The 26617-nt window shown below is 74.8% G+C and carries 21 protein-coding genes; 14 read left to right on the top strand and 7 right to left on the bottom strand.

Features of this window, described 5'->3' with window-relative positions:
• The first annotated feature begins 13 nt into the window (after positions 1-13).
• The 3 genes from VF202_00855 to VF202_00845 are packed head-to-tail and all read left to right on the top strand — an operon-like array spanning position 14 to position 2820.
• Complete coding sequence (locus VF202_00855; GenBank protein HEX7038642.1) at positions 14-1003, top strand: ABC transporter ATP-binding protein; 990 nt, start codon at positions 14-16, stop codon at positions 1001-1003.
• On the top strand, positions 1000-1773 hold the full coding sequence (locus VF202_00850; protein ID HEX7038641.1) for an ABC transporter permease: 774 nt from the start codon (positions 1000-1002) through the stop codon (positions 1771-1773). Before VF202_00855 ends, VF202_00850 begins: the two co-directional genes overlap by 4 nt.
• Positions 1774-2820: an SPOR domain-containing protein gene (locus VF202_00845; protein HEX7038640.1), complete on the top strand. Its 1047-nt coding sequence runs from the start codon at positions 1774-1776 to the stop codon at positions 2818-2820.
• 102 nt (positions 2821-2922) lie between these two features.
• On the opposite strand, the gene trxB is transcribed toward VF202_00845, so the two are convergent.
• Positions 2923-3951: a thioredoxin-disulfide reductase gene (trxB, locus tag VF202_00840; GenBank protein ID HEX7038639.1), complete on the bottom strand. Its 1029-nt coding sequence runs from the start codon at positions 3949-3951 to the stop codon at positions 2923-2925.
• Between the two features lie 94 nt (positions 3952-4045).
• Between trxB and VF202_00835 the strand changes: the two genes are divergently transcribed.
• The 3 genes from VF202_00835 (at position 4046) to VF202_00825 (ending at position 9499) form a co-directional block, all read left to right on the top strand.
• Complete coding sequence (locus VF202_00835; GenBank protein HEX7038638.1) at positions 4046-4768, top strand: metal-dependent transcriptional regulator; 723 nt, start codon at positions 4046-4048, stop codon at positions 4766-4768.
• 379 nt (positions 4769-5147) lie between these two features.
• A complete protein-coding gene (locus VF202_00830) occupies positions 5148-7292 on the top strand; it encodes an EAL domain-containing protein (protein HEX7038637.1) in 2145 nt (714 codons plus the stop codon).
• A 104-nt stretch (positions 7293-7396) separates the two neighbouring features.
• Positions 7397-9499, top strand: a complete 2103-nt coding sequence (locus VF202_00825) for a M3 family metallopeptidase (protein HEX7038636.1) — start codon at positions 7397-7399, stop codon at positions 9497-9499.
• On the opposite strand, the gene VF202_00820 is transcribed toward VF202_00825, so the two are convergent.
• Positions 9470-10513, bottom strand: a complete 1044-nt coding sequence (locus tag VF202_00820) for a DUF3810 family protein (protein HEX7038635.1) — start codon at positions 10511-10513, stop codon at positions 9470-9472. The two genes, VF202_00825 and VF202_00820, sit on opposite strands and share 30 nt — an antisense overlap.
• Positions 10510-12966, bottom strand: a complete 2457-nt coding sequence (locus VF202_00815) for an ATP-binding cassette domain-containing protein (protein HEX7038634.1) — start codon at positions 12964-12966, stop codon at positions 10510-10512. The genes VF202_00820 and VF202_00815 overlap by 4 nt, the downstream gene beginning before the upstream one ends.
• Positions 12967-13029: 63 nt before the next feature.
• On the opposite strand from VF202_00815, the gene VF202_00810 reads away from it, so the two are divergent.
• The 3 genes from VF202_00810 to VF202_00800 are packed head-to-tail and all read left to right on the top strand — an operon-like array spanning position 13030 to position 15743.
• Positions 13030-13374 carry an RNHCP domain-containing protein gene (locus VF202_00810; protein ID HEX7038633.1) on the top strand — a complete coding sequence of 115 codons (345 nt, stop codon included), beginning with the start codon at positions 13030-13032 and terminating at the stop codon, positions 13372-13374.
• 9 nt (positions 13375-13383) lie between these two features.
• On the top strand, positions 13384-14160 hold the full coding sequence (locus VF202_00805) for an enoyl-CoA hydratase-related protein (GenBank protein HEX7038632.1): 777 nt from the start codon (positions 13384-13386) through the stop codon (positions 14158-14160).
• Positions 14157-15743, top strand: coding sequence for an amidohydrolase (locus VF202_00800; protein ID HEX7038631.1), 1587 nt, complete (start codon positions 14157-14159; stop codon positions 15741-15743). Before VF202_00805 ends, VF202_00800 begins: the two co-directional genes overlap by 4 nt.
• 68 nt (positions 15744-15811) lie before the next feature.
• On the opposite strand, the gene hutI is transcribed toward VF202_00800, so the two are convergent.
• A complete protein-coding gene (gene hutI, locus VF202_00795) occupies positions 15812-17020 on the bottom strand; it encodes an imidazolonepropionase (protein HEX7038630.1) in 1209 nt (402 codons plus the stop codon).
• A 112-nt stretch (positions 17021-17132) separates the two neighbouring features.
• Here hutI and VF202_00790 point away from each other — a divergent pair, with 112 nt between their 5' ends.
• The 5 genes from VF202_00790 to VF202_00770 all read left to right on the top strand — a co-directional run bounded on the left by VF202_00790 (position 17133) and on the right by VF202_00770 (position 23716).
• A complete protein-coding gene (locus VF202_00790) occupies positions 17133-18092 on the top strand; it encodes a PstS family phosphate ABC transporter substrate-binding protein (GenBank protein HEX7038629.1) in 960 nt (319 codons plus the stop codon).
• Between the two features lie 48 nt (positions 18093-18140).
• Entirely contained in the window at positions 18141-19064 is a 924-nt protein-coding gene (gene pstC, locus VF202_00785; GenBank protein ID HEX7038628.1) for a phosphate ABC transporter permease subunit PstC, read from the top strand.
• A gap of 158 nt (positions 19065-19222) precedes the next feature.
• On the top strand, positions 19223-20431 hold the full coding sequence (gene pstA / locus VF202_00780; protein HEX7038627.1) for a phosphate ABC transporter permease PstA: 1209 nt from the start codon (positions 19223-19225) through the stop codon (positions 20429-20431).
• A gap of 18 nt (positions 20432-20449) precedes the next feature.
• The gene (gene pstB / locus VF202_00775; GenBank protein ID HEX7038626.1) at positions 20450-21256 is read left to right on the top strand and encodes a phosphate ABC transporter ATP-binding protein PstB; all 807 of its coding nucleotides are present in this window, start codon (positions 20450-20452) and stop codon (positions 21254-21256) included.
• Between the two features lie 558 nt (positions 21257-21814).
• Positions 21815-23716, top strand: a complete 1902-nt coding sequence (locus VF202_00770; GenBank protein HEX7038625.1) for a helix-turn-helix domain-containing protein — start codon at positions 21815-21817, stop codon at positions 23714-23716.
• A gap of 57 nt (positions 23717-23773) precedes the next feature.
• Here the strand turns inward: VF202_00770 and VF202_00765 are convergent, their stop codons facing one another.
• The 3 genes from VF202_00765 to VF202_00755 all read right to left on the bottom strand — a co-directional run.
• Positions 23774-24718: a ribose-phosphate pyrophosphokinase gene (locus tag VF202_00765; GenBank protein ID HEX7038624.1), complete on the bottom strand. Its 945-nt coding sequence runs from the start codon at positions 24716-24718 to the stop codon at positions 23774-23776.
• Positions 24715-26385: a ribonuclease Y gene (gene rny, locus VF202_00760; protein ID HEX7038623.1), complete on the bottom strand. Its 1671-nt coding sequence runs from the start codon at positions 26383-26385 to the stop codon at positions 24715-24717. The genes VF202_00765 and rny overlap by 4 nt, the downstream gene beginning before the upstream one ends.
• The coding region (locus tag VF202_00755) for a hypothetical protein (GenBank protein ID HEX7038622.1) at positions 26382-26617 on the bottom strand (236 nt) is incomplete at its 5' end. The genes rny and VF202_00755, both read right to left, overlap by 4 nt.

Raw genomic sequence — 26617 nt, 5'->3', positions numbered from 1 at the left:
GCAGGAGCTCCCCGTGTCAACGCCAGCGATCGAGTCGACGCACCTAACGAAGTCCTACGGCGGCAGGCCGGTGGTCAGGGACCTCAGCTTCCGGGTGAACCCGGGCGAGGTCTACGCGCTCGTCGGGCCCAACGGAGCCGGCAAGACGACGGTCATACGCCTCGTGTCCGGCCTGGCGTTCCCCACGTCGGGCGAGGTCCGCCTGCTGGGCCGGGACCCGCACCAGCACCCCGAGGTCCGCCGCTCGCTCGGCGCCGTCGTGGAGGCGCCCGCCGCGTTCTACCCGTTCCTGACGGGACGCGCGAACCTCAGGCTCCACGCCGAGCTCGCCGGCGGCGTCGAGCCCTCGCGCATCGACGAGGTGCTGGCCCTCATGGAGCTGACGCACGCCGCCGACAGGAAGGTCGGGGTCTACAGCCTCGGCATGCGGCAGCGCCTCGGCGTGGCGGCAGCCCTCCTGACCAGGCCTCAGGTGCTGATCCTCGACGAGCCCGCCAGCGGCATGGACCCGTTGTCGCTGCACCTGGTGCACTCGGTGCTGCAGCAGGCGGCGCAGGACGGCACGGCGGTGCTCCTCTCGACGCACCACCTCGACGAGGTCGTCGCCTACTGCACCCGCGTGGCGATCCTCGAGGAGGGCGCGCTGATAGACGAGGTGAACCTCTTCGACAGGCGCGAGCGCTACCGGGCCCGCGTGACGGAGCCGGCGCAGGCGAAGGCGCTGCTCGAGACGGCCCCCTTCGTCCGGCACGTGGCCGTGCGCGGCGACGAGGTCGTGTTCATCCCCACCTCGCCGGACGCCATCGGCCGCGTCTCCGTGGCGCTGGCCGGGGCCGACATCGGGGTCCTCGAGATGAGCCGCGACATCTTCGACCTGCGCGCCTACTACCGCGACCGCGTCTCGGGCGAGCGGGCGCGGCGCACGGGCACGTTCCACGCCGCCCGGCCAGACGGCACCCTGCCGGGCACCAGGCGGCCGACGAAGGGCGGGGGCGAGCTGTGAGCACCCTGCTGCGCATGGAGCTCGCCAAGCTGTTCCGGCTCGCCAGCGTCAGGTTCGGCCTGGCCCTGCTCGTCGTCTTCCCGCTGCTGTGGGCCTACGCTCCCGGCATCTTCGAGGTCTACGGCTTCTTCCTGGTCTCTGGCTACCAGGTGCCGGCGCTGTCGCTGCTCTCGAGCATGCAGTTCCTGCTGCCGCTGCTCGTGGCCATCACGGCCGCCGAGCTGCTCGGCGTCGAGCTGGCGCACGGCACCCTGCCCACGGTCCTGCTCAGGCCCGTGACCCGCCCGCAGTGGCTGGCCGCGAAGCTGGTCGTCGTGGCCGTCTACCCGTTCGTGGTCATGGCGGTGTTCCTCGCGGCCTCGCTGCTGTTCGGGATCCCCTACGGCTTCGGCAGCTTCGTGGGGGGCACCGGCCTCGGGCCCGCCGGCCTCGCCGGCACCGGCACGATGACGGCCGGGGCCGCCCTGGCCGAGCTCGTGAGGGGCTACGCCGTGGCCGGGCTGGCGCTGGTGCCTATCGGCATGCTGGCCGTGCTGTTCACGGTGCTGTTCATGAACGCGGCGGGAGGTGCCCTGGCGACGCTCTCCACGCTCATCTTCATGCAACTCTTGGTCGTGTTCCCGCGCGTGGAGCCGTACCTGCTCACCACACAGCTCAACGCCTACGCCTCCCCGCTCGCCGACGTCACCTGGGTCGTCGCGCTCATACTGGTCTACGCCGCGCTGTTCGCGGCGGTGGCGGTAGTGCTGTTCGAGCGCAAGGACTTCTAGGTGGGCCCGCGGGCCCGCAGGCTCGCGATCACGCTGCTCGCGGCCGCCACGGTCGGGGGCTCGCCGTGGGCGTTCGCCCAGAGCATCGCCTACACCGTGCAGGTCGTCGCCCTCTCCGACCGCGAGGCGGCCCTGTCGGTGCAGACGGACCTCCTGAGGCAGGGCTACCCGGCCTACGTCGTGCGCTCGACGAGCGCCCAGGGCGACGTCTTCAGGGTCAGGGTCGGCGCCTTCGCGAACCGCGCGGCCGCGCTGCTCTACGCCGAGGCGATGCCGGCCGTGGCGGGCGGCCAGCCCGTGCCCGCGCTGGCCGAGGGCATACCGCCCGGCATCACGCCGCTGGCGCCCTCGCTGCTCCTCGAGGTCGCCGCCCCCGACGACGCCGTCGTCTACCCCTGGGAGGACGGCCTGGCGCTGCGCCTGCCGGACGAGGAGGGCCCGGCGGAGTACGTCCTGGTGAGCGGCGCCGCCGTCGAGCGCTTCGACGCCTACCTGCTGGGCGAGCGCGAGGGCGCGCGCCTGTGGGTGCGCGAGACCCTGCTGTTCCCCCCGACGTGGCGGGAGGAGCCGGAGGCGGTGAACGAGGGCTTCCGCGCCTCGCTGCTAAGGCTGCTGGCCGAGCGCCTGGGCGTGGACGTGACGGCCGTGGAGGCTGCAGAGTACCGTCCGTCGCCCGAGGCCGCGCCCCGGCTCATCGTCGTCGAGCAGGAGGCGCCGCAGGAGCCGGACGGCGTCAGGCTGCTCGGCTTGGGCCTCCCCGCCGCCGGCATGGGGGAGTTCGGCCCGCTCGAGTACCTGGGCACCGCGCCGGAGGACCTGCCGGCGCCGCCCGAGGGTGCCGTGCGCGTCGGCGACCTGCGCGCCGCGCCGCCCGCCTCGGTCGAGGGCGAGGGCTTCGTGGCCGTCGCCGACGAGGCGTTCAGCCTGCTCGAGGCCTCCGGCTCGCGCTGGCGGGCCGTGCTGGGCACGCCGCTGTGGACCGACGGCGAGCACCTCGTCGCGTCGGCGGGGGACACGGTCCTCGTCTACGGCTTCGTGCCGCGGTGAGCGTCCGGTCGGCAACGCGCGTCCCCCGGCTGCGACCTGGCCGGCGCCACGGACCGGTCGGAGGCGACGCGGCCGTCCCCGTCCGGGGCTCGGGTCAGCGCTTCAGAGGTAGAGGGGCGCCGTCGGCGCCTCGTCCGCCTTGGCCTCGCCCTCGGCGGGGCGCGACGGCCCCAGCGCCTGCCAGCCGGTCTCGGCGAGGTAGCGCTCGGCGGCCATGGCGGCGCGTGTGCCGGCGCCGACGGAGGTGCCGAGCTGGCGGTAGACCTCGTCGGCCACGTCGCCGGCGGCGAACAGACCCGGCACGTCGGTGAAGACCTCGTCGCGCACGTCCACGTAGCCGCTCTCGCGCAGCTTGACGGTGCCGCGCAGGTAGTCGGTGTTCGGCTCGTGGCCGATGTAGACGAACAGGCCGTCGGCGGGGATCACGCCCTCCTCGCCGGTCTCGACGTGCCTGGTCCGCACGCCCGTCACGACGCCGTCCTCCCCGAGGACCTCGGTGACGACGGTGTTCCACACGAACCGCACCTTCGGGTTGGCGAAGGCCCGCTCCTGGGCGTGCTTGTTGGCCCTGAGCTCGTCGCGTCGGTGGACGATCGTCACGGTGTCGGCGAAGCGCGTGAGGAACAGGCCCTCCTCGACGGCGGCGTCGCCGCCGCCCACGACCACGACGTTCTTGCCCCGGTAGAAGAAGCCGTCGCAGGTGGCGCAGGTCGACACCCCGCGGCCGTAGTACTCGCTCTCGCCCGGGACGCCCAGCAGGCGCGGGTTCGCCCCGGCCGCCACGATCACGGCGCCGGCGTGGTAGTCGGCCGCTCGGCCGCGCACCCAGAAGCCGCCGCCCGCCACCGGCTCGACGGCCGTGACCTCGTCGGCTATCAGCTCGGCGCCGAAGCGCTGGGCCTGCTGCAGGAAGCGCTGGGAGAGCTCCGGTCCGGTGATGCCTTCGGGGAAGCCCGGGTAGTTCTCGACCTCCTCGGTCTGTGCGATCTGCCCGCCGGGGACGGCGCGCTCGACGATCGCCGTGGCCAGCTGGGCGCGCCCGGAGTAGATGCCGGCCGTCAGGCCGGCCGGGCCGCCGCCCACGATCACGACGTCGTAGCGCTTCTCGGGTCTGCGGGTGCGGTCGCTCATGACGCGACCATGATACCGCCGGTCCGCCCGCCGCCCGGGTCGGCCCGGCCACTCGCGCTTGCCCGCACCCCGCGGCGGCGCTATCGTTTTAGGCATGGCTAACAAGGGCGCGGACCAGGCCGCCGCCCACGCCGACGCCGCCGAGCACGGCCTGTCGAGCGCCGTCGGCGACTACCTCAAGGCGATCTGGCAGCTCGCCGGCGACGGCGCCGCCGCCACGGGCGACATCGCCAGAGCGCTGGGCGTCACGGCGCCCTCGGTCACGGGCATGCTGGCCCGCCTCAGGTCGCAGGGACTGGTGCTCTACCGGCCCTACAAGGGCGCCGAGCTGACGGAGCACGGCCGGCGCGAGGCGATGCGACTGCTGCGCCGCCACCGCCTGCTCGAGACGTTCATGATCGGCGAACTGGGCTTCGGCTGGGACGAGGTGCACGAGGAGGCCGAGCGGCTCGAGCACGTGGTGTCCGACGAGTTCACCGAGCGCCTGGCCCAGCACATCGGCGACCCGGCGTTCGACCCGCACGGCGACCCGATCCCGCGCCGCGACGGCAGCCTGCCCGAGGGGCCAGACACCCCGCTCTCGGAGGCGCGGGAGGGCGAGAGGTTCGTCGCCCACCGCGTGCTGACCCAGGACGGCGACGTGCTGGCCTACCTGTTCGGGCTCGGCATCGAGCCGGGGCGGCGCCTCACGGTCGTCGGGCGCGAGCCGGGCGGCCGCCTCGTCAAGGTGCGCGTCGAGCGGCGCGGCGGCGACTCCGAGGTGGGCCTGTCCAGCGGCCTGGCCGCCCTCGTGCTCGGCGTCGTCACGCCGGCGTGAGGTCCCTCCGGCCGGCGCCGTAGCGCCCCGGCCCGCGTCGGCGTCGCGTGCCGAGGTCGTCGCGCCCGCGGACCGCGTCGGCGTCGCTTGCCAAGGTCGTCACACGCCGAGCCCCCCTACCTCCGGCCCACCGGCTCCCTACTCACGTTTAGGCGGGGCGAACTCATGAGCCGCATCGCCGCCGGCCGCAGCGCGGCCGGCGGCGCACCACGGCCTTCGCGGGTACCGCACGAACGCCGTCGCCTGGCGCGCTCTCGCCGCGGCCGGCATGGCGTGGCGTCCGGGACGCGCCGGAAAGTGGCCGGGATTGGCATTTGTCATATGAGACTCGTGAGCGCCGTGTTAGCTTCCGTCCTCAGGAAGAGGACGGAGGGACGAGATGCACCCCGTGGGGGACGACCGCAGCGAGCACGCCGCCCTGGAGGGCATGGCGGTGGTGGGAGACGACCTGCAGGCGGCGGCCAGGAGGCTCTTCGACGGCGAGAGCTTCGTCGTCTCCGACGTACGGCAGGTGGGCAACCCGATTGTCCACGCGAGCCCCGAGTTCGAGGCGCTCACGCGCTACGCCGCACCCGACCTGCTGGGCAGGGACGTCGGCTTCCTGATGCGCGACGACACCGACCAGCCCGCCGCCGCCGCGGCGAGGGCCGCCGCGCTCGGGGGCAGGGCGTCCTCGGCCGTCGTGCGCGCCTACCGCGCCGACGGCGGCCTGTTCTACGCCGAGCAGCGCCTCTACCCGATCAAGGACGCCGCCGGAGCCGTGGCCTTCGTCGTCACGCTCGTCAGCGACGTCACCGACAGGGTCCACGCCGCCGCCGCGCAGGAGGTGGCGCGCGAGCTGAACGCCACGCTCGAGGGCGACGGGCGCTTCTTCCACTACGCGCTGCTGGTGCGCGACGACGGCACGGTCGAGGTCCCGTGGGCGTCTGACAGCTTCGGCATCGTCACCGGCTACGAGGTCGGCGACCTCGTCGCCTCCGGCTTCGCGCGCTTCGTCCACGAGGAGGACAGGGCCCGCTTCGCCGAGCGCCTCGCGGCGTTGAGGCGGCAGGAGCGGCGCATCGACCAGTACCGCCTGGTCACGAGCGGCGGCGCCGTCGTGTGGGTCGAGGACTTCGCCGTGAGGCGGTGGCGCAGCGAGGAGGCGGGCATCACCGCCGTCTACGGCGTGGCCCAGGACGTCACGCGGGCCAAGCGGGGCGCGTCGGAGATGTGGCGCCTGGCCCACGTCGACCCGCTGACCGGCCTGCCGAACCACTACCTCCTCGAGGACAGGGTCCAGCAGGGGCAGCTACAGGCGCGGCGCAACGAACAGTACCTGGCGCTGGCGATCCTCGACCTCGACCACTTCCGCTTCATCAACCAGACGTTCAGCCGGCGCCGCGGCGACCGCCTGCTGCTCGAGCTGTCGCGCCGGCTCAAGCGCACCCTGCGCCGGACCGACACCCTGGCGCGCTGGGGCGGCGACAGCTTCGCGCTGCTCCTCTCCGACCTGCCGCACCCCTTCGCCGTGCTGCCGGCGCTGCGGAAGGCCTTGGCGGCGGTAGAGGAGCCCTTCCTCGACGGCTCGCTGAGCCTGCGCCTGGCCGCCAGCATGGGCGTCGACGTCTACCCCGACCCCGGCGTCCCGCACGCGGCCGAGGGCCGTGCCCGCTCGGCGTCGGCGATGATCGAGAGGGCGACGGAGGCCCTGCGGCGGGCCAAGGAGACGCGGCGCGGCTCGTACCGGTTCGCGGGCGACGAGGTCGACCTGCTCATGTCCGACAGGGTGCGGACCGAGGCCGAGCTGAGGGAGGCTCTGGCCGCCGACCAGCTCGTCCTGCACTACCAGCCGCGCATCGACCTCGCGACGGGCTCCATCGACAGCGTCGAGGCGCTGGTGCGCTGGCTCCACCCCGAGCGCGGGCTCGTCAAGCCGGCCGACTTCCTGCCGCTCGTCGAGGAGGTCCAGCTCGGCCAGGCGCTCTTCGAGTGGGTGCTCGAGCGCGCCTGCCGCCAGGCCAAGCGCTGGCAGGACGAGCGCGTGCCGCGCCGCGTGGCCGTGAACATCAGCCCGCAGGCGCTGGAGCGGCACGACCTGGCCGCCACCGTCAAGGCGGCGCTGCAGAGGCACGACCTGCACCCGGCGCTGCTCGAGATCGAGGTCAGCGAGAGGACGGCGCTGGCGACGCTCGAGGCGAACGTCGAGCGCCTCGGCGGGTTGCGGGAGATGGGCGTGCGCGTGGCACTCGACGACTTCGGGGTGGCCCAGGCGTCGCTGCAGCACCTCCGTGAGCTGCCCCTCGACGGCCTGAAGATCGACCGTAGCTTCGTCGCCAAGCTCGGCGACCAGGCGCCGGGCGAGGACGTCGACCTGCTCCGCGCGATCATCGGCATCGGCAAGAGCCTGAGGCTGCGCGTCACGGCCGAGGGCGTGGAGACGCGCGCGCAGAACGCCCTGCTGCGCAGCCTGCGCTGCGACGAGGGCCAGGGCTACCTGTTCAGCCAGCCCGTCCCGGCCGAGTACGTGCCCGTCGTCGCCTGAGGGGCCTCGGCCGGCACCGCCGCGCGTCGCGCTGCAGGCGACGGCCGGTCGGCCGGCTATGATCGGCCCGTTGCCGCGCCGCAGGCGGCGCGCCTAGGAGAGCCATGACAGTACGACGCCAAGCGGAGGCGGACGCCTCCTCGAACCCGCTGCTGAGCCGCGGACACCGCGTGCCCTTCGACCGCATCGAGGTCGCGCACTACGCGCCCGCGGTCCGCTCCGCCCTCGCCTGGGCCGCCGCGGAGCTCGAGGACCTCAAGCGCGGGCCCACGGAACCGACCTACGACGCCGTGATCGGACGCCTCTCGCGCCTCGTCGAGTGGCCGGTCCGCGTCTTCGGGCTCGTCAGGCACCTCAACGACACGATGAACTCGCCCGCGTCGCGCGCGGCCTTCAACGAGGTCCTGCCCGAGTACACGGCGTTCGTGGAGGGGCTGACGACGGACCTCGAGCTGTGGGGCGTGGTCGAGCGCTACGCGTCCTCGGACGACGCCGCGCGCCTCGACCCGCTGCGCGCGCGCGACCTGCGCAAGACCGTCGAGGAGTTCAGGCGCGCCGGCGCCGACCTGCCCGACGAGAAGCGCAGGCGCGCCGAGGCCGTGAAGGTCGAGCTGGCGCAGCTCAGCACGCGCTTCGCCGAGAACGTCCTCGACGCCACGAACGCCTACGAGCTGGTCGTGCGCGACGAGTCGCGGCTGGCCGGGCTGCCCGAGGGCGTGAAGCGCCGCGCCGCCGCCGACGCTCGGGCCCACGGCCACGCCGAGGGCGCCTACCGCTTCTGCCTGCAGGCGCCCTCCTACGTGCCCTTCATGAAGCACGCCGCGGACCGCGAGCTGCGGCGCGAGCTCTTCGGGGCCTACTACTCGATCGCGTCCGGCGGCGAGCACGACAACAGGCCGCTGCTGAGGGAGATCCTCGCCCTGCGCCGCGAGCTGGCGAACCTCCTCGGCTACGCCGACTACGCCGACCTGGTGCTCGAGGACCGCATGGTCAGGACCGGCGCCAGGGCCTACGCCTTCGAGGAGGAGCTGGCGGCGCGCACGCGGCCCTACTTCGAGGTCGAGCGGCGGGAGCTCGAGCGCTTCGCACGCGAGGAGCTCGGCCTGCCCGAGCTGCGTCCGTGGGACCTCAGCTACGTCGCCGAGCGCATGCGGGCGGCCAGGTTCGATTTCGACGACGAGGCGCTCAGGCCCTACTTCCCCTTGAGCGCCGTGCTGGACGGGCTGTTCCGGCTGGTGGAACGCCTCTTCGGCGTCGGGGTGGAGGAGGCCGGGGACGCCCCCACCTGGCACCCGGACGTGCGCGCCTACGACCTGCACCACGAGGACGGCACCTACCTCGGGTCCCTCTACGCCGACTTCTTCCCCCGCGCCTCGAAGCGCGCCGGCGCCTGGATGAACCCGCTGATCACCGGCGGGCCCTCGGACGGGGGCGGGTTCGAGCCCCACGTCGGCGTGATCGGCGCGAACTTCACGCCGCCCGACGGGACGGGCGAGCCGCTCCTCACCCACGACGAGGTCACGACCGTCTTCCACGAGTTCGGCCACCTGCTGCACCACGTCATGTCGCGCGTGCCCCTCAGGTCGCGCAGCGGCATGGCCGTGGCCTGGGACTTCATCGAGCTGCCGAGCCAGATCATGGAGAACTGGTGCTGGGAGAAGGAGGCGCTAGACCTCTTCGCACGGCACCACCAGACCGGCGAGCCGATCCCGGACGAGCTGTTCGCGCGGCTCAAGGCCAGCCGCACGTTCCTCGAGGCAACGGCGCAGATGCGCCAGCTCTCGTTCGGCACCGCCGACCTGGCCCTGCACGTCAGGTACGACCCCGCCTCGGACGAGGACCCCGTGGCCGTGGCGCAGCGCGTGATGGAGCCCCTCGCCATCGGTCCCGACTTCACGCAGGCCCGTCGCATGCCGGCGTTCACGCACGTGTTCGCGGGCGGCTACGCGGCCGGCTACTACTCCTACAAGTGGGCCGAGGTCCTCGACGCCGACGCCTTCAGCCGCTTCCAGGCCGAGGGGATCTTCAACCCCGACACCGGCCGCGACTTCGCCCGCGCCGTCCTCGAGGCGGGGGACAGCGAGGACGCCGAGGTGCTGTTCAGGCGCTTCATGGGGCGCGACCCCGACCTCTCCGCCCTGATCAGGCGCAACCTCGGGCCGGAGCCGACGGGGGTGTCAGCGCCGGGCGACGCCGTCACCGGCTGAGGACGCCGGGCCGCGCGAGCCGAGGAGCCTGACTAGCGCGTCGATCGACCTGTCGTAGTCGTCGATGCCGCCCGCGGTGCCCTGGCCGACGAGGTAGGCGTCGTAGGCGCGCGCCGCCGCGTCGGCCAGCGCGGCCCTGCGGTAGCGCGACGCGGCCGCCGCGGCGGCCTCCAGGTCGTCAGCCGCTCCGGCCGGCCACGAGGCCACGTAGGCCGCGCGCTCGGGAGCGGGCAGGCGCGACGCCAGGCGGGCGGCAGCGCGCAGGGCGGCCGCGTAGGCGGCGGCCGGGTCGTCGCAGCCGAGTCCCGCCAGCAGCGCCACGGCCTCGGCCTCGGCCTCGCGGGCGAAGCCGGCCGTGTGGGCCAGCTCGTGGAGGGCGACCGCCGTGGCGGCGGCAGGGGGGGAGCCGGCGTCGGCGTGGGGCTCGAGCAGCCACGGCGACACGACCCCCGAGAAGCCGAGGGCCAGCAGGGAGCCGGCCGGCAGCCGCTTCACCGCGTCGGGCACGGCCGGCGCCGGACGTTCGCGCAGCTCCGCGGCCGTGGACGACACGCAGGCGGCGAGGGCCGACGCGTCCGGCGCGCCGGCGGCCAGCGCGGCTCGTCCCGGACCCGCCGACGCCGCCAGCCGGTCGAGGACCGCCTCGCGGGCGGCGGCGTAGGCCTCCGGGGGCGCCGCCTCGCCCACGGGAGCGATCGGCGTCGTGCGGTAGCCGAGGCCGAACGCGAACGGGAACGTCAGCAGCAGGACGGCGACGCACCAGCCGAGCGCGCGCCCGGCCCTCCGGGCGCCGCCGGGCCAGGCCAGCAGCGCGAGCAGCGCGGCCGCGCCGAAGAGGACCAAGCCCGCCGTCACCGACAGCGGCACCGCGCCCACGACCCGCGACGTCACGCGCGACCACGCCGGCAGGGTGACGCCGAGGTAGACGGCGTCCGCCACCGGCGCCGGCCAGGGGAAGAGCTGCAGGGCCGCTCCCACGAGGGCCCAGGTCCACCAGCGCGAGAACGGTCTCATGTCCCCGACCTCCTCCGCGGTCGCCGGCGCTTCCGCCCGGCGCCGCCGGGCGACAGCCGCGGTCCGGCGTCGACCGCCCGCTCGGGTCTCCCGCGCGCGCCGCGCGGTCGCGACGAGCGGCCGCGCCCCCGCGTCCAGCCCTCGGCCGCGAGGTAGCCGCCCAGGTCGAGGAACCGCCAGCCGCCGTCGCCGCGCGCCAGCAGGGTGTCGGGGACGCGCTCCTCGACCCAGGCCTGCGCCCGCGCCGCGCCCGCGACCGTGAACGCCAGGCGCGTGCCGGCGTCGAGCAGCGCGGCGGCGACGTGCGGCAGCGCGCACGCCCCGTCGGGAGCGACGAGCGCGAGGTGCGCGACGTCGCCGAGTAGCCTGACCTCGAGGCGCGGGCGGGGAGGCGTCGGACCCTCGGTACGGGGCGGCTCGTCGCCGGACGCGGCACAGGGCTCGTCACCCGAGGCGGGGTCCGGCGCGGGCGCCGCGCCCGACGCGATGCGCGCCGTGGGCCCGCCCTCCGCCGGCGCCACCACCCACAGCGGCTCGTCGGCCTCGGGGACGGCGTCGGCGACCAGGGCCATCCCCCGCTCCCTGAAGGCGTAGCGCGGCGCCGGGGGCGGCAGTCGCGCGTCGAGGAGGCGCATGACCTCGCCCTCGACCTCGAGGAGGCGAGCGCGGGCGCGGGCGAGGTCGCGCTCCGAGAGGCCCACGGGGTCGGACAGCCTGTCGAGCAGCTCCGCGCGCTCCGACTCCAGCTCGGCGAGCGGGTCGGGCGGCGCCTCTGGTTCCCCTGGCTCGCCAGCGGCAGAAGCGGCTTCCGTGGCCTCGCCGCCCGCCGAGGCGAAGAACGTCTCGGGCGGCACCGGCGCCTCGCCGCGCAGGTAGGCCCTGACGCTCGCGTAGGCGGCGAGCCTGCCGCCCCCAACGGACCAGGCGCGGCGGCACGTGGAGGCCGCCAGCCGCCTGTCGTGCGTGGCCAGCACGAGGGCGCAGCCCGCGGCGACGAGCTCTCGCAGCGCCTCCTCCAGCGCCTCGATCGCGTGCAGGTCGAGGTCGTTGTCCGGCTCGTCGAGGAGCAGCACGTCGGGCGACAGCGCCAGCGCCAGCGCGAGGCCGGCGCGGGCCCTCTCGCCGCCCGAGAGGCGCTCCGGCGGCAGGGACCAGGCCGCGTGGGGCAGGCCGGCGGCGGCGAGCCGCGAGCGCGCCGCGTCCGCGCCCAGCACGCGGGCCAGCTGGTCGAGCACGGGCTCGCGCGCCGCCAGCCCCCCGTCCTCCTGACCGACGCGGACGAGCCGCAGGGCCGGCGCGTACTCGACGCGTGCCGCGGGGTCGGCCGACCTGGCCTCGCCGGCCAGGAGGCGGAGGAGCGTGCTCTTGCCGCTGCCGTTCGGGCCCATCAGGGCGACGCTGTCGCCCGCCGCCAGCCGCACCCTGCCGCCCTCGAGCAGGCCCGGCACCGTCAGCCGCGCGGCGTCGAGCAGCGTCCCGCGGGGCCGTCTCCTCGCCTCGGCGCCCGGGAGGCGCGGGCCGTCGACGCGAACCCGAGCGACGGCGGCCGCGTCGGCGGAGCGCGCCAGCTCGTCGGCCCGACGCTCCCGGGCGCGCGAGCGCCGCCCGTGGCGCGCGAGCTCGGCGGCGACCCGCTCGAGGCGACGCGCCTCCCGACGCAGCTCGCGCGCCCTGCGTTCCGACGACGCGTCGTCGGCGGCGGCGCGGCGCGCGGCCCTGTCGTACCCGTCGGGGTACGAACGCAGGCGTCCGCCGGCGAGGAACGCCGTGCGGTTCGTGGCCGCCGTCAGCAGGTCCCTGTCGTGGCTCACGAGCACCAGGGCGCCGCCGCGGCCGGCGAGGTGCCGCTCGAGCCAGGCGCGCGCCGGCAGGTCGAGGTGGTTCGTCGGCTCGTCGAGGAGCAGGACGTCGCAGGGGGCGGCCAGCGCGGCCGCCAGCGCCAGCCGCCGGCGCTCGCCCGCCGACAGGTCGGCAGCGGCCTCGCCGTGTCTCGCCGCGGGGAAGCCCAGCGCGTGGAGCACCTCGCGCAGGCGCGCCGCGGCGGCGTAGCCCCCGAGGCGCTCGTGCTCGGAGGCGAGCGCCGCCAGGCGGTCCTCCGCCCCCGGCACGCCGGCGGCCACGTCGCGCTCGGCGGCGCGCATGGCCCGCTCGAGCGACCTGAGCTCGTCGAGCCCCGCCGCGGCGACCTCCCAGACCGTGCCGGCCTCCGACCGCGGCGGCGCCTGCGCGAGGAGGGCGACGCGCACCCCCGGCGCCTTCACCACGCGGCCGGACGCGGGCGGCAGCCTGCCCGACAGCAGGGCGAGGAGCGAGCTCTTGCCCGCGCCGCTGCGCCCCACCAGGCCGACGCGCGCGCCCTCCGCCAGGTCCAGGTCGACCCCGGCCAGCAGCGGCGGCGCGTCCGGCGCCCCGGGCCGGGCCAGCGTCACGCCGCGCAGCGCGATCAGCTCCACGCCGCCTCCGCTGGTAGGACGGGGTCGTTCGCCACCACTCCCACCACCGTATGCTGCCGGGGAGTGAAGCGCTTCGTCGGCCAGGGCGCGAACCGGCCCTTCACCTGCGCCGAGTGCGGCGCGGACGTCCTGCCCCTCGTCTCCGGCGGCTACCGCAACCACTGCCCCTACTGCCTCTGCTCGCTGCACGTCGACGTGAACCCCGGCGACCGCGCGAACGACTGCGGCGGCGTGATGGAGCCCGTGGGCGCCGAGCTGACCGGCAAGAAGGGCTGGGTGGTCGTGCACCGCTGCCGCCGCTGCGGCGAGGTGAGGCGCAACAAGGCCGCGCTCGAGGACCCGCGCCAACCGGACGACGTCGCCGCCCTCGCCAGGGTGGCCGCCGGAGCCGTCCCGCACCGGATGTAGACTCGCGGCATGGCCTACGAGGACCTGCGCCTGGAGCGCGAGGGGCCCGCGCTCCGCATCGTCATCGACCGCCCCGAGGTGCTCAACGCCCTCACGCCCCGCACGCTGGAGGAGCTCTCCGCCGCGCTCACCGGCGAGGCGGCGGACCCCGCGGTGCGCGCGGTCCTCCTCACCGGCGAGGGCCGCGGGTTCTGCGCCGGCGCCGACCTCGCCGCGACCCCCGTCGACGAGGACATCGGCGCGCTCCTCGAGCTCGCATACCACCCGGTCGTGCGCGCGATCGTCGACCTCGACAAGCCCGTCGTGGCGGGCGTGAACGGCGTGGCCGCGGGGGCGGGGCTCAGCCTCGCCGCCGCCTGCGACCTGCGCGTGGCCTCCAGCGCGGCGCTCTTCGCCCTCGGCTTCACGGCGATCGGGCTGGTCATGGACGCCGGCTGCAGCTACCACCTCCCGCGGCTGATCGGCGTGGGGCGGACGATGGACCTGGCGCTCGGCAACGCCCGCCTGGGCGCCGAGGAGGCCAAGGCGATCGGCCTCGTCGAGCGGGTCCTGCCGGCGGAGGGCTTCGCCGAGGCCGTCTGGGAGCTGGTGAAGGGCCTCGCCGCCGGCCCGACGCTGAGCTACGCGCTGGTGAAGCGGCAGCTCCGCGCCACGCTGGCCAACGACCTCGAGGAGCAGCTGGCCCTCGAGGCCGCCGCGCAGGCGCGCGCCGCCTCCAGCCGCGACGCCCGGGAGGGCGTGGCGGCGTTCCGCGCCAAGCGCGCGCCGTCGTTCACGGGGGCGTGAGCGTGACGGCCCACGCCGACGCGATCTTCCTCGGCTCGGTGCTGACGATGGACCCCTCTCGCCCGCGCGAGGGGGGCGTGGCCGTGCGCGGCGGACGCGTCCTCGCGCTCGGCTCGCCGAGCGAGCTGCACGAGCTGGCCGGGCCGGAGACGGAGGTCTTCGAGCTGGGCGGAGCCTGCCTCATGCCCGGTTTCCACGACTCCCACGTCCACCTCACCCAGCACGGCCTCGAGCTCTCGCGCCTCGACCTCGCCCCCGCGCGCACGTTCGACGACGCCCTCGACCTGCTGAGGCGCCACGCGGCGGACCTCGGCGCGGGTGAGCTGCTGCGCGCGACCGGCATGGCGCTGAACACCTGGGGCCTGCGCACGATCGGCAGGGGCGAGGCCGACGCGCTCGAGGAGGCGGTGGGCGGCCGGCCGGCCCTCGTGGCGAGCCAGGACCACCACTCGGCCTGGGCCAGCGCCGCCCTGCTGGCGCGCGCCGGCGTGGGGGAGGGCACGCCGGACCCGGCCGACGGCGTGGTCGTGAGGGACGAGGGGGGCCGGCCGACGGGCCTGCTCCTCGAGGCCGCCAGGCGCCTCGTGGCCGACGCGGTCCCGGCGCCGGGACGCGACGAGCTGCGGCGGGCGCTGGCCGCCGCGGGCGAGTCGCTGGCCGCGCGCGGCGTCACGACCGTGCACCACATGGCCGCCGAGCCCGCCGGGTACTTCCGGGAGCTGGCGCTCGCCGCCAGCGACGACGCCTACCCGCTCAGGGTGTGGGCCTGCGTGCCGCAGGAGCAGCTCGAGGCCGCGGCCGAGGTCGGCCTCGCCACGGGCCAGGGTGGGCGCAACTTCCAGGTGGGCGGCGCGAAGTTCTTCGCCGACGGCGCCCTCGGGAGCAAGACCGCGTGGATGCTCGAGCCCTACGCCGGCACCGCCGACGTGGGCATGGCCGTCGACGGGCCCGAGGTCCTCGCCGAGAGGGTGCCGCTGGCGGTTCGCGCCGGGCTCGCGCCCGTCGTGCACGCGATCGGCGACGCCGCCGTGCGCGCGGTACTCGACGCCTTCGAGGCGTCCGCCGCGGAGCTGGAGGCGGCGGGCCTGCGCCCGCGCCTCGAGCACGCCCAGCACGTCCACCCGAGCGACCTGCCGCGCTTCCGGCGCCTCGGCGTGGTCGCCTCGGTGCAGCCGATCCACCTGACCTTCGACGCCGGGGCCATCGGGACGCTGCTGGCGGACCGCGTCGAGCGCGCCTACCCGCTGCGCTCCCTGGCGAGGTCCGGAGCGAGGCTGGCGTTCGGCTCGGACACCCCCGTGGCCTCGCCCGACGTGCCCACCGGCCTGCGCGCCGCCTGCCGCCGCCTCGGCCTGGGCGGCGAGAGGCTGAACCCGGCCGAGGCCGTCTCGCCCGACGAGGCGCTGCTGGCGTACACGGCCGGCGCCGCCTACGCGATCGGCTGGGAGAGCCGGTCGGGACGCCTCGCCGTGGGCTACGACGCCGACATGGTCGTGCTGTCGCACGACCCGCTCGTCAGCCTCGACGGCCTCGCTGTGGTCGCGACGGTCAAGGGCGGCGTGTTCACGTACGGCGAGCTGTAGTCAGCGTGGCGCGGTCCCGCGCGCGTCCGCGGGACCGCCCTACCGTCGCCGAGCGGAGGCCGGCCGCCTCAGCCCCCGCGGCGCCAGGCGGTGACGCCGCCGATCACGACCTCGTGCACGAGAGGCTCGCCCCAGCCGTAGAGGGGCAGCAGCGCCTCCGGTCCGTCGGCCACGACGAAGTCGGCGTGCGCGCCGGGCCGGATGCGCCCCACGTCGGGCAGGCGCAGCGCGTCGGCGGCGTGCGCGGTCGCGCCCACCAGCGTCTCGTCGACGGTGAAGCCGTAGACGGCCACGGCGAGCTGCAGGGCCGGCAGCAGGCCGAAGAGCGGGCTCGAGCCGGGGTTGTGGTCGCTGGCGACGGCGACCTTCACGCCGGCGGCGCGGAAGCGCTCCGGCGCCGGCAGGCCGGCGCCCAGCACGGCGGCCGCGCCCGGCAGCACCGTGGCCACCACGCCCGCCGCCGCCAGCGCCGCGAAGTCCTCGTCGGTGGCGCGCTCCAGGTGGTCGGCCGAGACGCCGCCCAGCTCGGCGACGAGCCGGGCCGCGCCCGTGCGCGTGAGCTGCTCGGCGTGCGCCTTGACCTGGAGGCCCGCCGCGAGGCCGGCCTCCAGCACCCTGCGCGCCTCGTCGAGCGTGAAGGCGCCCCTGTCGACGAAGACGTCGACGGCGTCGGCGAGGCCGCGCGCGGCGGCCTCCGGCACCGTCTCGGCCACGAGCCTGTCGACGTGGTAGGCGCGGTCGACCTCGGGGTCGGGCACGTGCGCCAGCAGCGTGGTCGTCAAGCGCTGTGGCCCCTCGTCGCCGAGCCGCCGCGCGACGGCGAGCTGTCGCAGCTCCTCCTCCGTGGTCAGCCCGTAGCCCGACTTGACCTCGAGGGTCGTGACGCCGCCGCGGAGGAACGCCGCCGCGCGCCGCCGCGCCAGCCCGTGGAGCCGCTCGTCGCCGGCGGACCTGGTGGCCCTGACGGTCGCGTGGATGCCGCCGCCGGAAGCGAGCAGCGCCTCGTACGAGGCGCCCTGCGACCGCAGCGCGTACTCGGCGACGCGGCTGCCGTCCCACACGAGGTGCGTGTGGCTGTCGACGAGGCCGGGCAGCACGCCGCGCCCGCCCAGGTCGACCCGCGGCAGCGCGTGCGCCTCGGGCGGCGCCTCGGCGGACCGGCCCACCCAGCCGAAGCGCCCGCCGTCGACGACGAACGCCGCGTCCTCTACGCGCTCGTGAGGCGTGTAGAGCTCCGCGATGCCGGTGACGAGGCAGGGGCCCTTGCTAGCGTCCACGACTTGGGCGAGGATACCCCGGGCCCGCCCGCGCCCTTACCCGGCGCGTCCCCGGCCCGCACCCCGACGAGGCCGTGACGCCACGGCCTCGCCGTCACCCTCGGAGGTCCGCTTGAGAAGCGCTCACGCCGCGCTCCCCCTCGCGATCGCGCTGCTCGGCCTCGCCGCGGCCCAGTCCCTCCGCGTCGACGGGTCGTCGACCGTCTACCCGATCTCGCTGGCGATGGCCGAGGAGTTCTCGATCGAGAACCCGGACGTCGGCATCGCGGTGGCGTTCTCCGGCACCGGCGGCGGTCTCTCCAAGCTCTGCGCCGGCGAGATCGACGTCGCCGACGCCTCGCGCGCGGTGAAGGAGGAGGAGCTCGAGGCCTGCGCGGCGCACGGCATCGCGGTCATCGAGCTGCCCGTCGCCGCCGACGCGATCACGGTCGTCGTCAACGCGGCCAACGACTTCGCCAGGTGCCTCACCGTCGCGGAGCTGCGGGCGATCTGGGAGCCGGGCTCGCGGGTGCGTCTGTGGAGCGACGTGCGGCCCGGGTGGCCCGACGAGGAGATCGTCCTCTACGGCCCCGGCACGGACTCCGGGACCTTCGACTACTTCACCGAGGCCGTGAACGGCGAGGCCGGCGCCGTGCGCACCGACTTCTTCCCCAGCGAGGACGACAACGTGCTGGTCACCGGCGTCGAGGGGGACCGCTACGCGCTCGGCTACCTCGGCTTCGCCTACTACGTCGAGAACGCCTCGCGCGTGAGGGCGCTCGAGGTCGACGGCGGCGACGGCTGCGTGGCGCCGAGCGCCGAGAGCATAGAGGCGAACACCTACACGCCGCTGTCCCGGCCGCTGTTCGTCTACGTCAGCGCCAGGTCGGCCGAGAGACCAGAGGTGCAGGCCTTCGTGCGGTTCTACCTGGACGAGCGCAACCGCGAGCTCATCGCCGACTCCGGTTACGCTACCTACGGCGATGACGTCTACGCCGCCACCCTGCAGCGCTTCGAGGACCGCGTCACCGGCTCGGCGTTCGCCGACTTCGAGCCCGGCGACTCCGTGCTCGAGGCCGTGCGGGGCGACTGACCGCGGCGTGGGCTCCCCGCGCGGCGGGCGGGCCGGGAGGGGCGAGGCGTGACGAGGACGGGCGCGGCCCCGCTGCGGCTCGGTCGGCGGGCGAGGGCGCGCGAGCGGCTGGTGCGCGGCCTGCTGCTGCTCTGCGCCGGCGTGTCGGTGCTGACGACCTTCGGCGTCGTCGCCGTGCTGCTGGGCGAGACCACCGCGTTCTTCGCCGACCCGGCCGTCACGCTCCGCGAGTTCTTCACCTCCACGCGCTGGACGCCCCTCTTCGCCGACCGCAGCTTCGGCATCCTCCCCCTGCTGACCGGCACGTTCCTCGTCACGGCCATCGCGCTCGCGGTGGGCGTGCCCCTGGGCCTGGCGAGCGCCGTCTACCTCTCCGAGTTCGCGCCGCCCGGCCGGCGGCGGCGCGTGACGGCGCTGCTCGAGCTCCTCGCCGGCGTGCCCACGGTCGTGTTCGGCTACTTCGCGCTGCTCTACGTCACGCCGCTGCTGCAGCGCGTGGTGCCCGGACTGAACCTGTTCAACCCGCTCTCCGCGGGCCTCGTCATGGGCTTCATGGTCCTCCCCACGGTGTCGAGCATCTCCACCGACGCGATGCAGGCGGTGCCGTCGTCGCTGCGCCAGGCCGCCTACGGGCTGGGGGCGACGAAGGTGCAGCTGATATCCCGCGTCGTGCTGCCCGCGGCCCTCTCCGGGATCGTCGCCTCGGTGGTCCTGGCGATGGCGCGGGCGGTGGGGGAGACGATGATCGTCACGCTGGCGGCCGGCCAGCGGCCGCTGTTCACGCTCGACCCGCGCGAGACGATCGCGACGATGACCGCGTTCATCGTCCAGGCGGCCACCGGTGACCAGCCCGCCGGGTCGTTGGCGTCGCGCTCCCTCTACGCGGTGGCCGCCACGCTGTTCGTGATCACGCTGCTCCTCAACCTCGCCTCGCAGCTCGTGGTGGGCCGCTACCGGGAGCGCTACGAGTGAGGGGCGACGGCGGGCGGGAGCCCCGGCGCCCGGCGCCGGACGAGGCGTCCTCGGCCGAGCGGGCGGACCTCGCGGGGCGCCCCGAGGGGCCCGTACGTCCGCGGCGCAGGGGACGGCGGGCGGGGCCGCAGCCGTCGGACCGCCCCGAGCGCCCCGACATGCTCGACCTGGGGGGCGTGCAGGCGCGCCGCCGGCGCGCCGGCGCGCGCGCCTTCGGCACGGCCGTCGCGGTGCCCGTGCTGCTCGCGCTGGCGCTGCTCGCGACGCTGCTGTTCGACGTGGTGACGGACAGCTTCTCGTGGCAGGTGATCGAGCCGCGGAACTCTGGTCAGAGCTTCTCCTTCCTCGAGGGCTTCGCGTTCTTCCGCACCTGGGACAACGTCGTGCGGCTCGAGCTGCGCGCCCAGGGCCTGACGGAGGACGAGGTCGCGGCGCTCCTGAGCGACCGCGAGGCGCGACGCGTCTTCGGCGCGCGCAACCGCGTCGAACTGATGCCGTGGGTCGACGGCAGGCCGCTGAGGTGGATCGTGACCTCGAGCCGCGACGAGCGCGTCGCCGACCTGCCGCTGTTCGAGGGCCTGCGGCGGCGACGCGAGCTGCTGGAGCGGGCCGAGCCGGGGCAGGTCGTCGTGCTCAACGCCTGGCTCGACGCGTCGTTCCTCGCGAGGAACGCCTCGCGCTCGCCGTCGGTGGCGGGCCTGCTGCCCGCCCTCGCCGGGAGCCTGCTGCTCGTCGCCCTCGTCATCGTCATGTCGGTGCCGCTCGGCGTGGGCACGGCCGTCTACCTCGAGGAGTACGCGCCGCACACCCGCTTCGCCCGCCTCGTCGAGCTGAACCTCGCGAACCTGGCCGGCGTGCCCAGCGTCGTCTACGGCATCCTCGGGCTGAGCGTGTTCGTCAGGCTGCTCCGCCTCGGCCCCGTCGTGCTGGCCGGCGCGCTCACGCTGACCCTGCTGGTCGTGCCGGTCGTCGTGGTGGCGGCGCGCGAGGCGATCCGCGCCGTGCCCGACAGCCTGCGCCAGGCCGCCTACGGCCTGGGGGCCACGCGCTCGCAGGTCGTCGCCCGCGTCGTCCTGCCCAACGCCGTGGGCGGCATCGTGACGGGCGTGATACTGGCCGTCGCCAGGGCGATCGGCGAGACGGCGCCGCTGATCGTGATCGGCGCGGCGGCGTTCGTGCCGCGTCCGCCCGACGGACCACTCGCGCTCTTCACCGCGATCCCCATCCAGGTCTACACCTGGGTCTCCGAGAACGACGCCGAGTTCCTCCACGTCGCCTCGGCGGCCATCGTGGTGCTGCTCCTCGTCCTCGTCGTGCTCTACTCGCTGGCGTCGTACCTCAGACGCCGGTTCGAGAGCCGCTGGTGAGGGGCGAGAGGTGAGAGGTTGACCGAGACCGCCAGCATCCCCGCCGAGACCGTCCGCAGCGCGCCGGTACCGCCCGAGGAGTCGGCGCTCGTCATCACCGACCTCAGCCTATGGTACGGCGCCTTCCAGGCCATCCACCACGTCTCCCTCACGGTCCCGCGCCACCAGGTCACGGCCCTCATAGGGGCGTCGGGCAGCGGCAAGAGCACGCTGCTGAGGTCGATCAACCGCATGAACGACCTCGTCGAGGGGGTCAGGGTCGAGGGCAGCGTCAGGTACGACGGCGTCGAGCTCTACGGGCCGGACGTCGACCCCGTCGAGGTCCGCCGGCGCATCGGCATGGTGTTCCAGAAGCCGAACCCGTTCCCGAAGTCGATCTACGAGAACGTCGCGTTCGGTCCGCGGCTCATGGGGTTCCGCGGCGACATGGACGCCCTCGTCGAGCGCGCGCTGCGGAGCGCGGCGCTGTGGGACGAGGTCGCCGACAAGCTCAGGCAGTCCGGCCTGGGGCTCTCCGGGGGGCAGCAGCAGCGCTTGTGCATCGCCAGGGCCCTCGCCTCCGACCCGAGCGTGATCCTCATGGACGAGCCGACGAGCGCCCTCGACCCCATCGCGACAGACAAGATCGAGCGCCTGATCCACGACCTCAAGCGCGACTACACGGTGCTGATCGTCACGCACAACATGCAGCAGGCGGGCCGCGTCAGCGACCGCACCGCCTTCATGCACCTCGGCAGGCTCGTGGAGGAGGGCCCCACCGACCTGATCTTCACGAACCCCAAGCACGAGCTGACCGAGCGCTACGTCTCCGGCCGCTTCGGGTAGGGCCCGGCGGCCCGAGGGCGCCCCGGCTCGCCGGTGACCGTCGGCCTGGCGAGCCGCGCGGCTCGCGGTCGTCGCGGTGCGGGTCCCGCCGGAGGCCCTCGGGCGCCCCATAAGGGGTGACCCCGCGTGGGAGGCGCGGGGTCTTCTCGGAAGAGGATGGGAAGAGGTAATGGGAGGGTTACCTCGGTCCTCGACGACCAGGCTACCGGCGGAGCCTTACAGGATTCTTACTCGGCGCGTGTATCACGCCACGCAGCGGCCGCGGCAGGCCCCGGCCCGTCGCCGCGCGAGCCGGCGCAGCGCCCCTCGCTTGACCCCCGTGCCGCCAGCGACCGGCTCGCGCGCCCTGCCCGACCCTCGCGGACCCACCCGCCACGTACACCTACTCGTGCCGCTCCCGCCGCCGTGTCCCGCCTCGGGGCTACGCCGGCCCGCGCTCGCCGCGCGGCGACGGGCCGCCTTGGGCTCCTGCCCAGCTCGTCACGGCGCCTCGCCGGGGAGGCGCTATGCTTGCCCCCTCAACGCATTCGGGCGTAGGGGGCGAGCGTGGGCGGAGCTGTGCGTGCGACTGGGCACGGCCGCCGGAGGGACGAGGTACCTCCGGCGGCGCTCGACGCGCCCGCCACGGCCCTCGAGGAGGCCAGGGAGCGCGTCGGCGGCTGCCTGAGGAGCGGTCGCTGGCGGGAGGCCCTCGCCGCGTGCCTCGAGACCGACGTCGGGCTCGTCCCCGAGGTCGTCGACCAGGTAGGCAACCGCGCCTTCGACGCCGGCGAGTTCGAGGCGCTGTGGCAGGCACTCTCCGGCCTGCCGAGCGCCGTCCAGTCCCACCCCAACGTCGCCTACTGGCTGTTCGTCACCGCCACGGCCGTGAACCGCCAGGCCGAGGTCATGCCGCTGGTCTCCGCCGTGCTCCGGGAGTCGGCGGCGCCGGAGCTGCGGGCGGCCGTCGCCGTCACGCAGCCGGGGGCGGAGATGGCCGCCGAGACCCAGCGCGCGCTCGAGGCGCACGAGTCCGCGACGACCATCAGGGCGCGGGCGTTCGCGCTGGCGCTGGAGGGCGACAGGCGCTCGCCGATCCTGCTGTTCAGGCGCGCGCTGGCGCTGGCCGAGAACGCCGACGCCGGCCACCTCGTCGTGGCGTGCGCCGTCGACGTCGCCAACCACGAGCTCGGGCTGGGGCGGTACCGCAGCGGCCGCGACTGGGCGCGTTGGGCGCTCGACGAGTACGCGCGGCGCGGCGTCAGGGAGGAGCACAGGCGCGAGCTGGCCGCCGCCGCGCTGGCGTTCGGGCAGATCCTCCTCGGCGAGCTCGACGCCGCGCGGGAGGTGCTCAGGACCGTGCCCGTCGACCCGGCGAAGGTCGGCATGCCCACCTACGAGGCCGTCGTCTCCACGGTCGCCGACATGCACGTCCTCGACGGGCGCCTCGACGAGGCCCTGGCGCTCCTCACGACGCTCAAGCGCCGCTCGCCCCTGACCCAGGTGGCCTCGGCCTCCCTCGACGTCACCAAGGCCCACATCGCCAGGGGCGACCTCCTGGCCGCCCGCGAGTCGGCCGAGTACGCCTACTCGCTCTCCCGCGGCGCCTCGCGGGCGCAGTCCGCGATCGGCGCGCTGGGCATGGGCATGGCGCTGGCCTACTTCGACGCCGAGCGCGCCTGCGAGCTGTTGGAGACGGCCGCGCGGCAGCTCGAGCAGACGAACCTCCAGCTCCTCGAGACGCAGGCCCTGCTGTGGCTGGCGCGCTGCCGCCTGCGGGACGGCAGGCTGGACGAGGCGTCGCGGGCGCTCGCCGAGGCCGCCGAGGGCACGCGCGAGCTGGCCGAGCCCGGCTGGCGGCTCCTCATGGCCTGCGACCCCGTCTACGCCGACCTCCACGCCATGGCCCACGGCGGCGGCCAGGCGCTGAAGGTGAGGCTCCTCGGCGCGCCGCGGCTCGAGTACCGGGCGCGGGAGCTCGACCTCACGCTGCGCCAGTGCGAGGTCATGGCCGTGCTGTGCGAGCGCGAGGAGGGCGTGACGACCGGGGAGCTGAGGCGCCTGGTGTTCGGCGACGAGGTGGGGGAGGGCACCGTGAAGTCGACGGTGTCGCGCCTGCGGCAGCTCGTGCCCATCTCGCCGTCCCCTTACCGCATCACCGTGCCGTGCGAGTGCGACTTCAGGCTCGTGCTCGGCCTGCTCGCCGGCGGCAAGGTGCACCAGGCCGTGCAGCACTACGCCGGGCCGCTGCTGCCGGGGTCGGAGGCGCCGGCGGTCGTGGAGCTGAGGCTCCACATCGAGGAGTGCCTGCGGCGCGCCGTCATGCGCTCCGGCGACCCCGACCTGCTGATCCAGCTCGCGACCGCCGTGGGCGACGACCTCGAGCTGTGGGAGTCGGCGCGCGCCAGCCTGACGAGCGGCGACTACCGCCTGCCGCTGGTGGTGGCCCGCATCAGGCGCGTGCGGGAGGCGTGGAGGTGAGGGCTGCCGGCGGACGCGCCGGGAGGCGCGCACCCGGACGGGCCAAGGACGCCCCGCTCAGGTCGTGAACAGCGAGCTCACCGACGCGTGCTGGTGGACGTTGCGTATCGCCTTCGCCAGCAGCGGGGCGACGGAGAGGACCGTCGTGTTGGGCACCGGCTGCCTCAGCGGCACGGTGTCGGTGACGTAGATGCCCGTGACGGCGGGGTGCGAGAGGCGCTCCGCGGCCGGCGGCGTGAACACCGGGTGCGTGGCGGCGACCCTGATGTCGGGCTGCGCGCCCAGCCGCAGCAGCGCCTCGATGCCCTGGCGCATGGTGCCGGCGGTGCTGATCATGTCGTCGATGATGATGGGCCGCTTCCCCTCGACGTCGCCGATCACGTGGATGACCTCGGTGTCGGTGGGGCTGGTGCGGCGCTTGTAGAGCATCGCCAGGGGCAGGTTGAGGTAGTTGGCGAGCCGCCGCGCCTCGGTCGCCCGACCGATGTCGGGCGACACGACGATCGAGTCGCCGAGGTCGGTCTTCTTGAGGTGGTCGCCGAGGATCGGCAGCGCCGTGAGGTGGTCGAGCGGCACGTCGAAGAAGCCCTGGATCTGGCCGGCGTGCAGGTCGATCGCGATCACGCGGTCGGCGCCGGCCTTCTCGAGCAGGTTCGCCACCAGCTTCGCGGTGATGGGCTCGCGCGCCTGGACCTTCTTGTCCTGGCGGGCGTAGCCGAAGTAGGGCACCACGGCGTTGATCCGCCAGGCCGACGCGCGCCTGAGCGCGTCGATCAGCACCAGCAGCTCCATGAGGTTGTGGTTGACCGGCGCGCACGTCGACTGGACGATGTAGCAGTCGGCCCCGCGCACCGACTCCTCGATCATGATCCTGGTCTCGCCGTCGGGGAACTGCGAGACGGTGCCGTTCGCGAGCGGCACGCCGAGGTGCCGCGCCACGCTCGAGGCCAGCTCCGGTGTCGAGGTGCCGCGGAAGAGCTTGAGGTCGTCCCCTATCCTCACCGGGCGTACTCTACCGCCCGCGACTCGCGCACCACGGTCACCTGGACCTGGCCGGGGTACTCCATGTCCTGCTCGATGCGGTTGGCGATGTCGCGCGCCAGCAGCACGGCCGAGGCGTCGTCGACCTTGTCGGGCTGCACGATGATGCGGATCTCGCGTCCCGCCTGTATGGCGAAGGCGTTCTCGACGCCGGGGAAGCTCGTGGCGATGTTCTCGAGCCCCTCGAGGCGCTTGATGTAGCTCTCGAGAGACTCGCGCCGCGCGCCCGGCCTGGCGGCCGAGATCGCGTCGGCGGCGTTCACGATCACCGGGTAGAGGGTCTCGGCGCGGTCGAGGTCGTGGTGGTTGAGGATCGCGTCGATGACCTCGGGGGGCTCGCCGAAGCGGCGGCCGAGGTTCGCGCCGATCTCGGTGTGCGTGCCCTCGATCTCCCTGTCGATCGACTTGCCGATGTCGTGCAGCAGGCCGGCGCGGCGCGCCATGGCCTCGTCGAGGCCGAGCTCGGCCGCGATGATGCCGGAGAGGTGCGCTACCTGCACCGAGTGCTTGAGGATGTTCTGCCCGTAGCTGGTGCGGAACTGCATGCGGCCGAGGAGCTGCACGAGGCCGGCCTTGAGGCCGACGACGTTCGCCTCGAGCGCGGCCTCGTCGCCGCGCTCCCTGATGTAGTTCTGCATGTCCTGCTGGGCCTTCTGCACGACCTCCTCGATGCGCGCCGGGTGGATGCGCCCGTCGGTGACGAGCTCTGAGAGCGCCATCTTGGCGACCTCGCGCCTGATGGGGTTGAAGCTCGAGAGCAGGACAGCCTCCGGCGTGTCGTCGATGATGAGGTCGACGCCCGTGAGCGCCTCGAAGGCCCTGATGTTGCGTCCCTCGCGGCCGATGATGCGGCCCTTCATGGCGTCGTTGGGGATGGGCACGACGGAGACGCTGATCGCCGCCGAGACCTCGGAGGCGCTGCGCTGGATCGCCTGGGCCAGGATGTCGGTGGCGCGGCGCTTCGCCTCGGCGTCGGCCTTGTCGAGCGCCGCCCTGACCCGCACGGCCTTCTCGCGCTCCAGCTCGCGCTCGACGCGCTCGAGCACCAACGCCGACGCCTGCTCGCGCGTGAGCTGGGCTATCTCGTGGAGCTGGGCCGTGAGCTGCGCCTCCCTGGCCTCGAGCTCCTCCTCGCGCGACTGCAGCTCGGCGGAGCGCTGGTTCAGCCGCTCCTCGACCTCGTCGAGCCTGAGGGCGCGGGCGTCCTGCTGCTCGCCGCGGCGGTTGAGGCGGTCCTCCTGCTGGTCGAGCTTCTCGCGCTCGCGCCTGAGCTCCTCGCGCATGTCGCGGAGCTGGGCCCGCTCGCGCTCGCCCTCCTGGCGGACGCGCTGCAGCTCGGCCCTCACGCTCTCGCGCTCGCGCTCGAGGTCCTCGGCCAGCCGCTGGCGCTGGCGCTGCTCGTCCTCCTGCCAGCGCCTGCGGGCCTGCTCCAGCTCGGCCTGGGCGGCGCCCTTCGCCTGCTCGACCGTGCGCTTGGCCTCGCGCTCCGCCTCGGCGACGCGCTCGCGGTAGAGGCGCTCGGCCTCGGCCCTGGCGTCGACCTCCTGGCGGCGGCGCAGCGTCCAGGCGACGCCGGCCCCGACGACGAGCCCCGCGATCAGGAGCAGTACGCCGACGAGGGCGCTCACGACGGCTCTCCCGCGAAGGCGTCGTCGTCGGAGGCGGTCGACCAGGCCGGCTTCGCGCCCGGCTTGCCCGACGAGATCGCGTCCATCACCGCCCGCCTTATCTCTTCGACGAGGTCGGGTCTGGTGGTGAGCAGCTCCACGGCCTTCTCCTTGCCCTGGCCCAGGCGCAGCTCGCCGTAGGAGAACCAGCTGCCTGACTTCTGCACCACCTCCAGGTCGCTGGCCACCTGCA

Source organism: Trueperaceae bacterium (genome assembly GCA_036381035.1).
Lineage (GTDB): Bacteria > Deinococcota > Deinococci > Deinococcales > Trueperaceae > DASRWD01.
This window is presented reverse-complemented; position numbering and strand designations above follow the sequence as displayed.

Bases quoted from the DNA above. Each gene is read 5' to 3' on its own strand.
- VF202_00805 (HEX7038632.1), top strand. From the start codon at position 13,384: ATGGCCTACGAGGACCTGCGCCTGGAGCGCGAGGGGCCCGCGCTCCGC.
- trxB (HEX7038639.1), bottom strand. From the start codon at position 3,951: ATGAGCGACCGCACCCGCAGACCCGAGAAGCGCTACGACGTCGTGATC.
- VF202_00835 (HEX7038638.1), top strand. From the start codon at position 4,046: ATGGCTAACAAGGGCGCGGACCAGGCCGCCGCCCACGCCGACGCCGCC.
- pstA (HEX7038627.1), top strand. From the start codon at position 19,223: ATGCTCGACCTGGGGGGCGTGCAGGCGCGCCGCCGGCGCGCCGGCGCG.
- VF202_00830 (HEX7038637.1), top strand. From the start codon at position 5,148: ATGCACCCCGTGGGGGACGACCGCAGCGAGCACGCCGCCCTGGAGGGC.
- VF202_00825 (HEX7038636.1), top strand. From the start codon at position 7,397: ATGACAGTACGACGCCAAGCGGAGGCGGACGCCTCCTCGAACCCGCTG.
- VF202_00820 (HEX7038635.1), bottom strand. From the start codon at position 10,513: ATGAGACCGTTCTCGCGCTGGTGGACCTGGGCCCTCGTGGGAGCGGCC.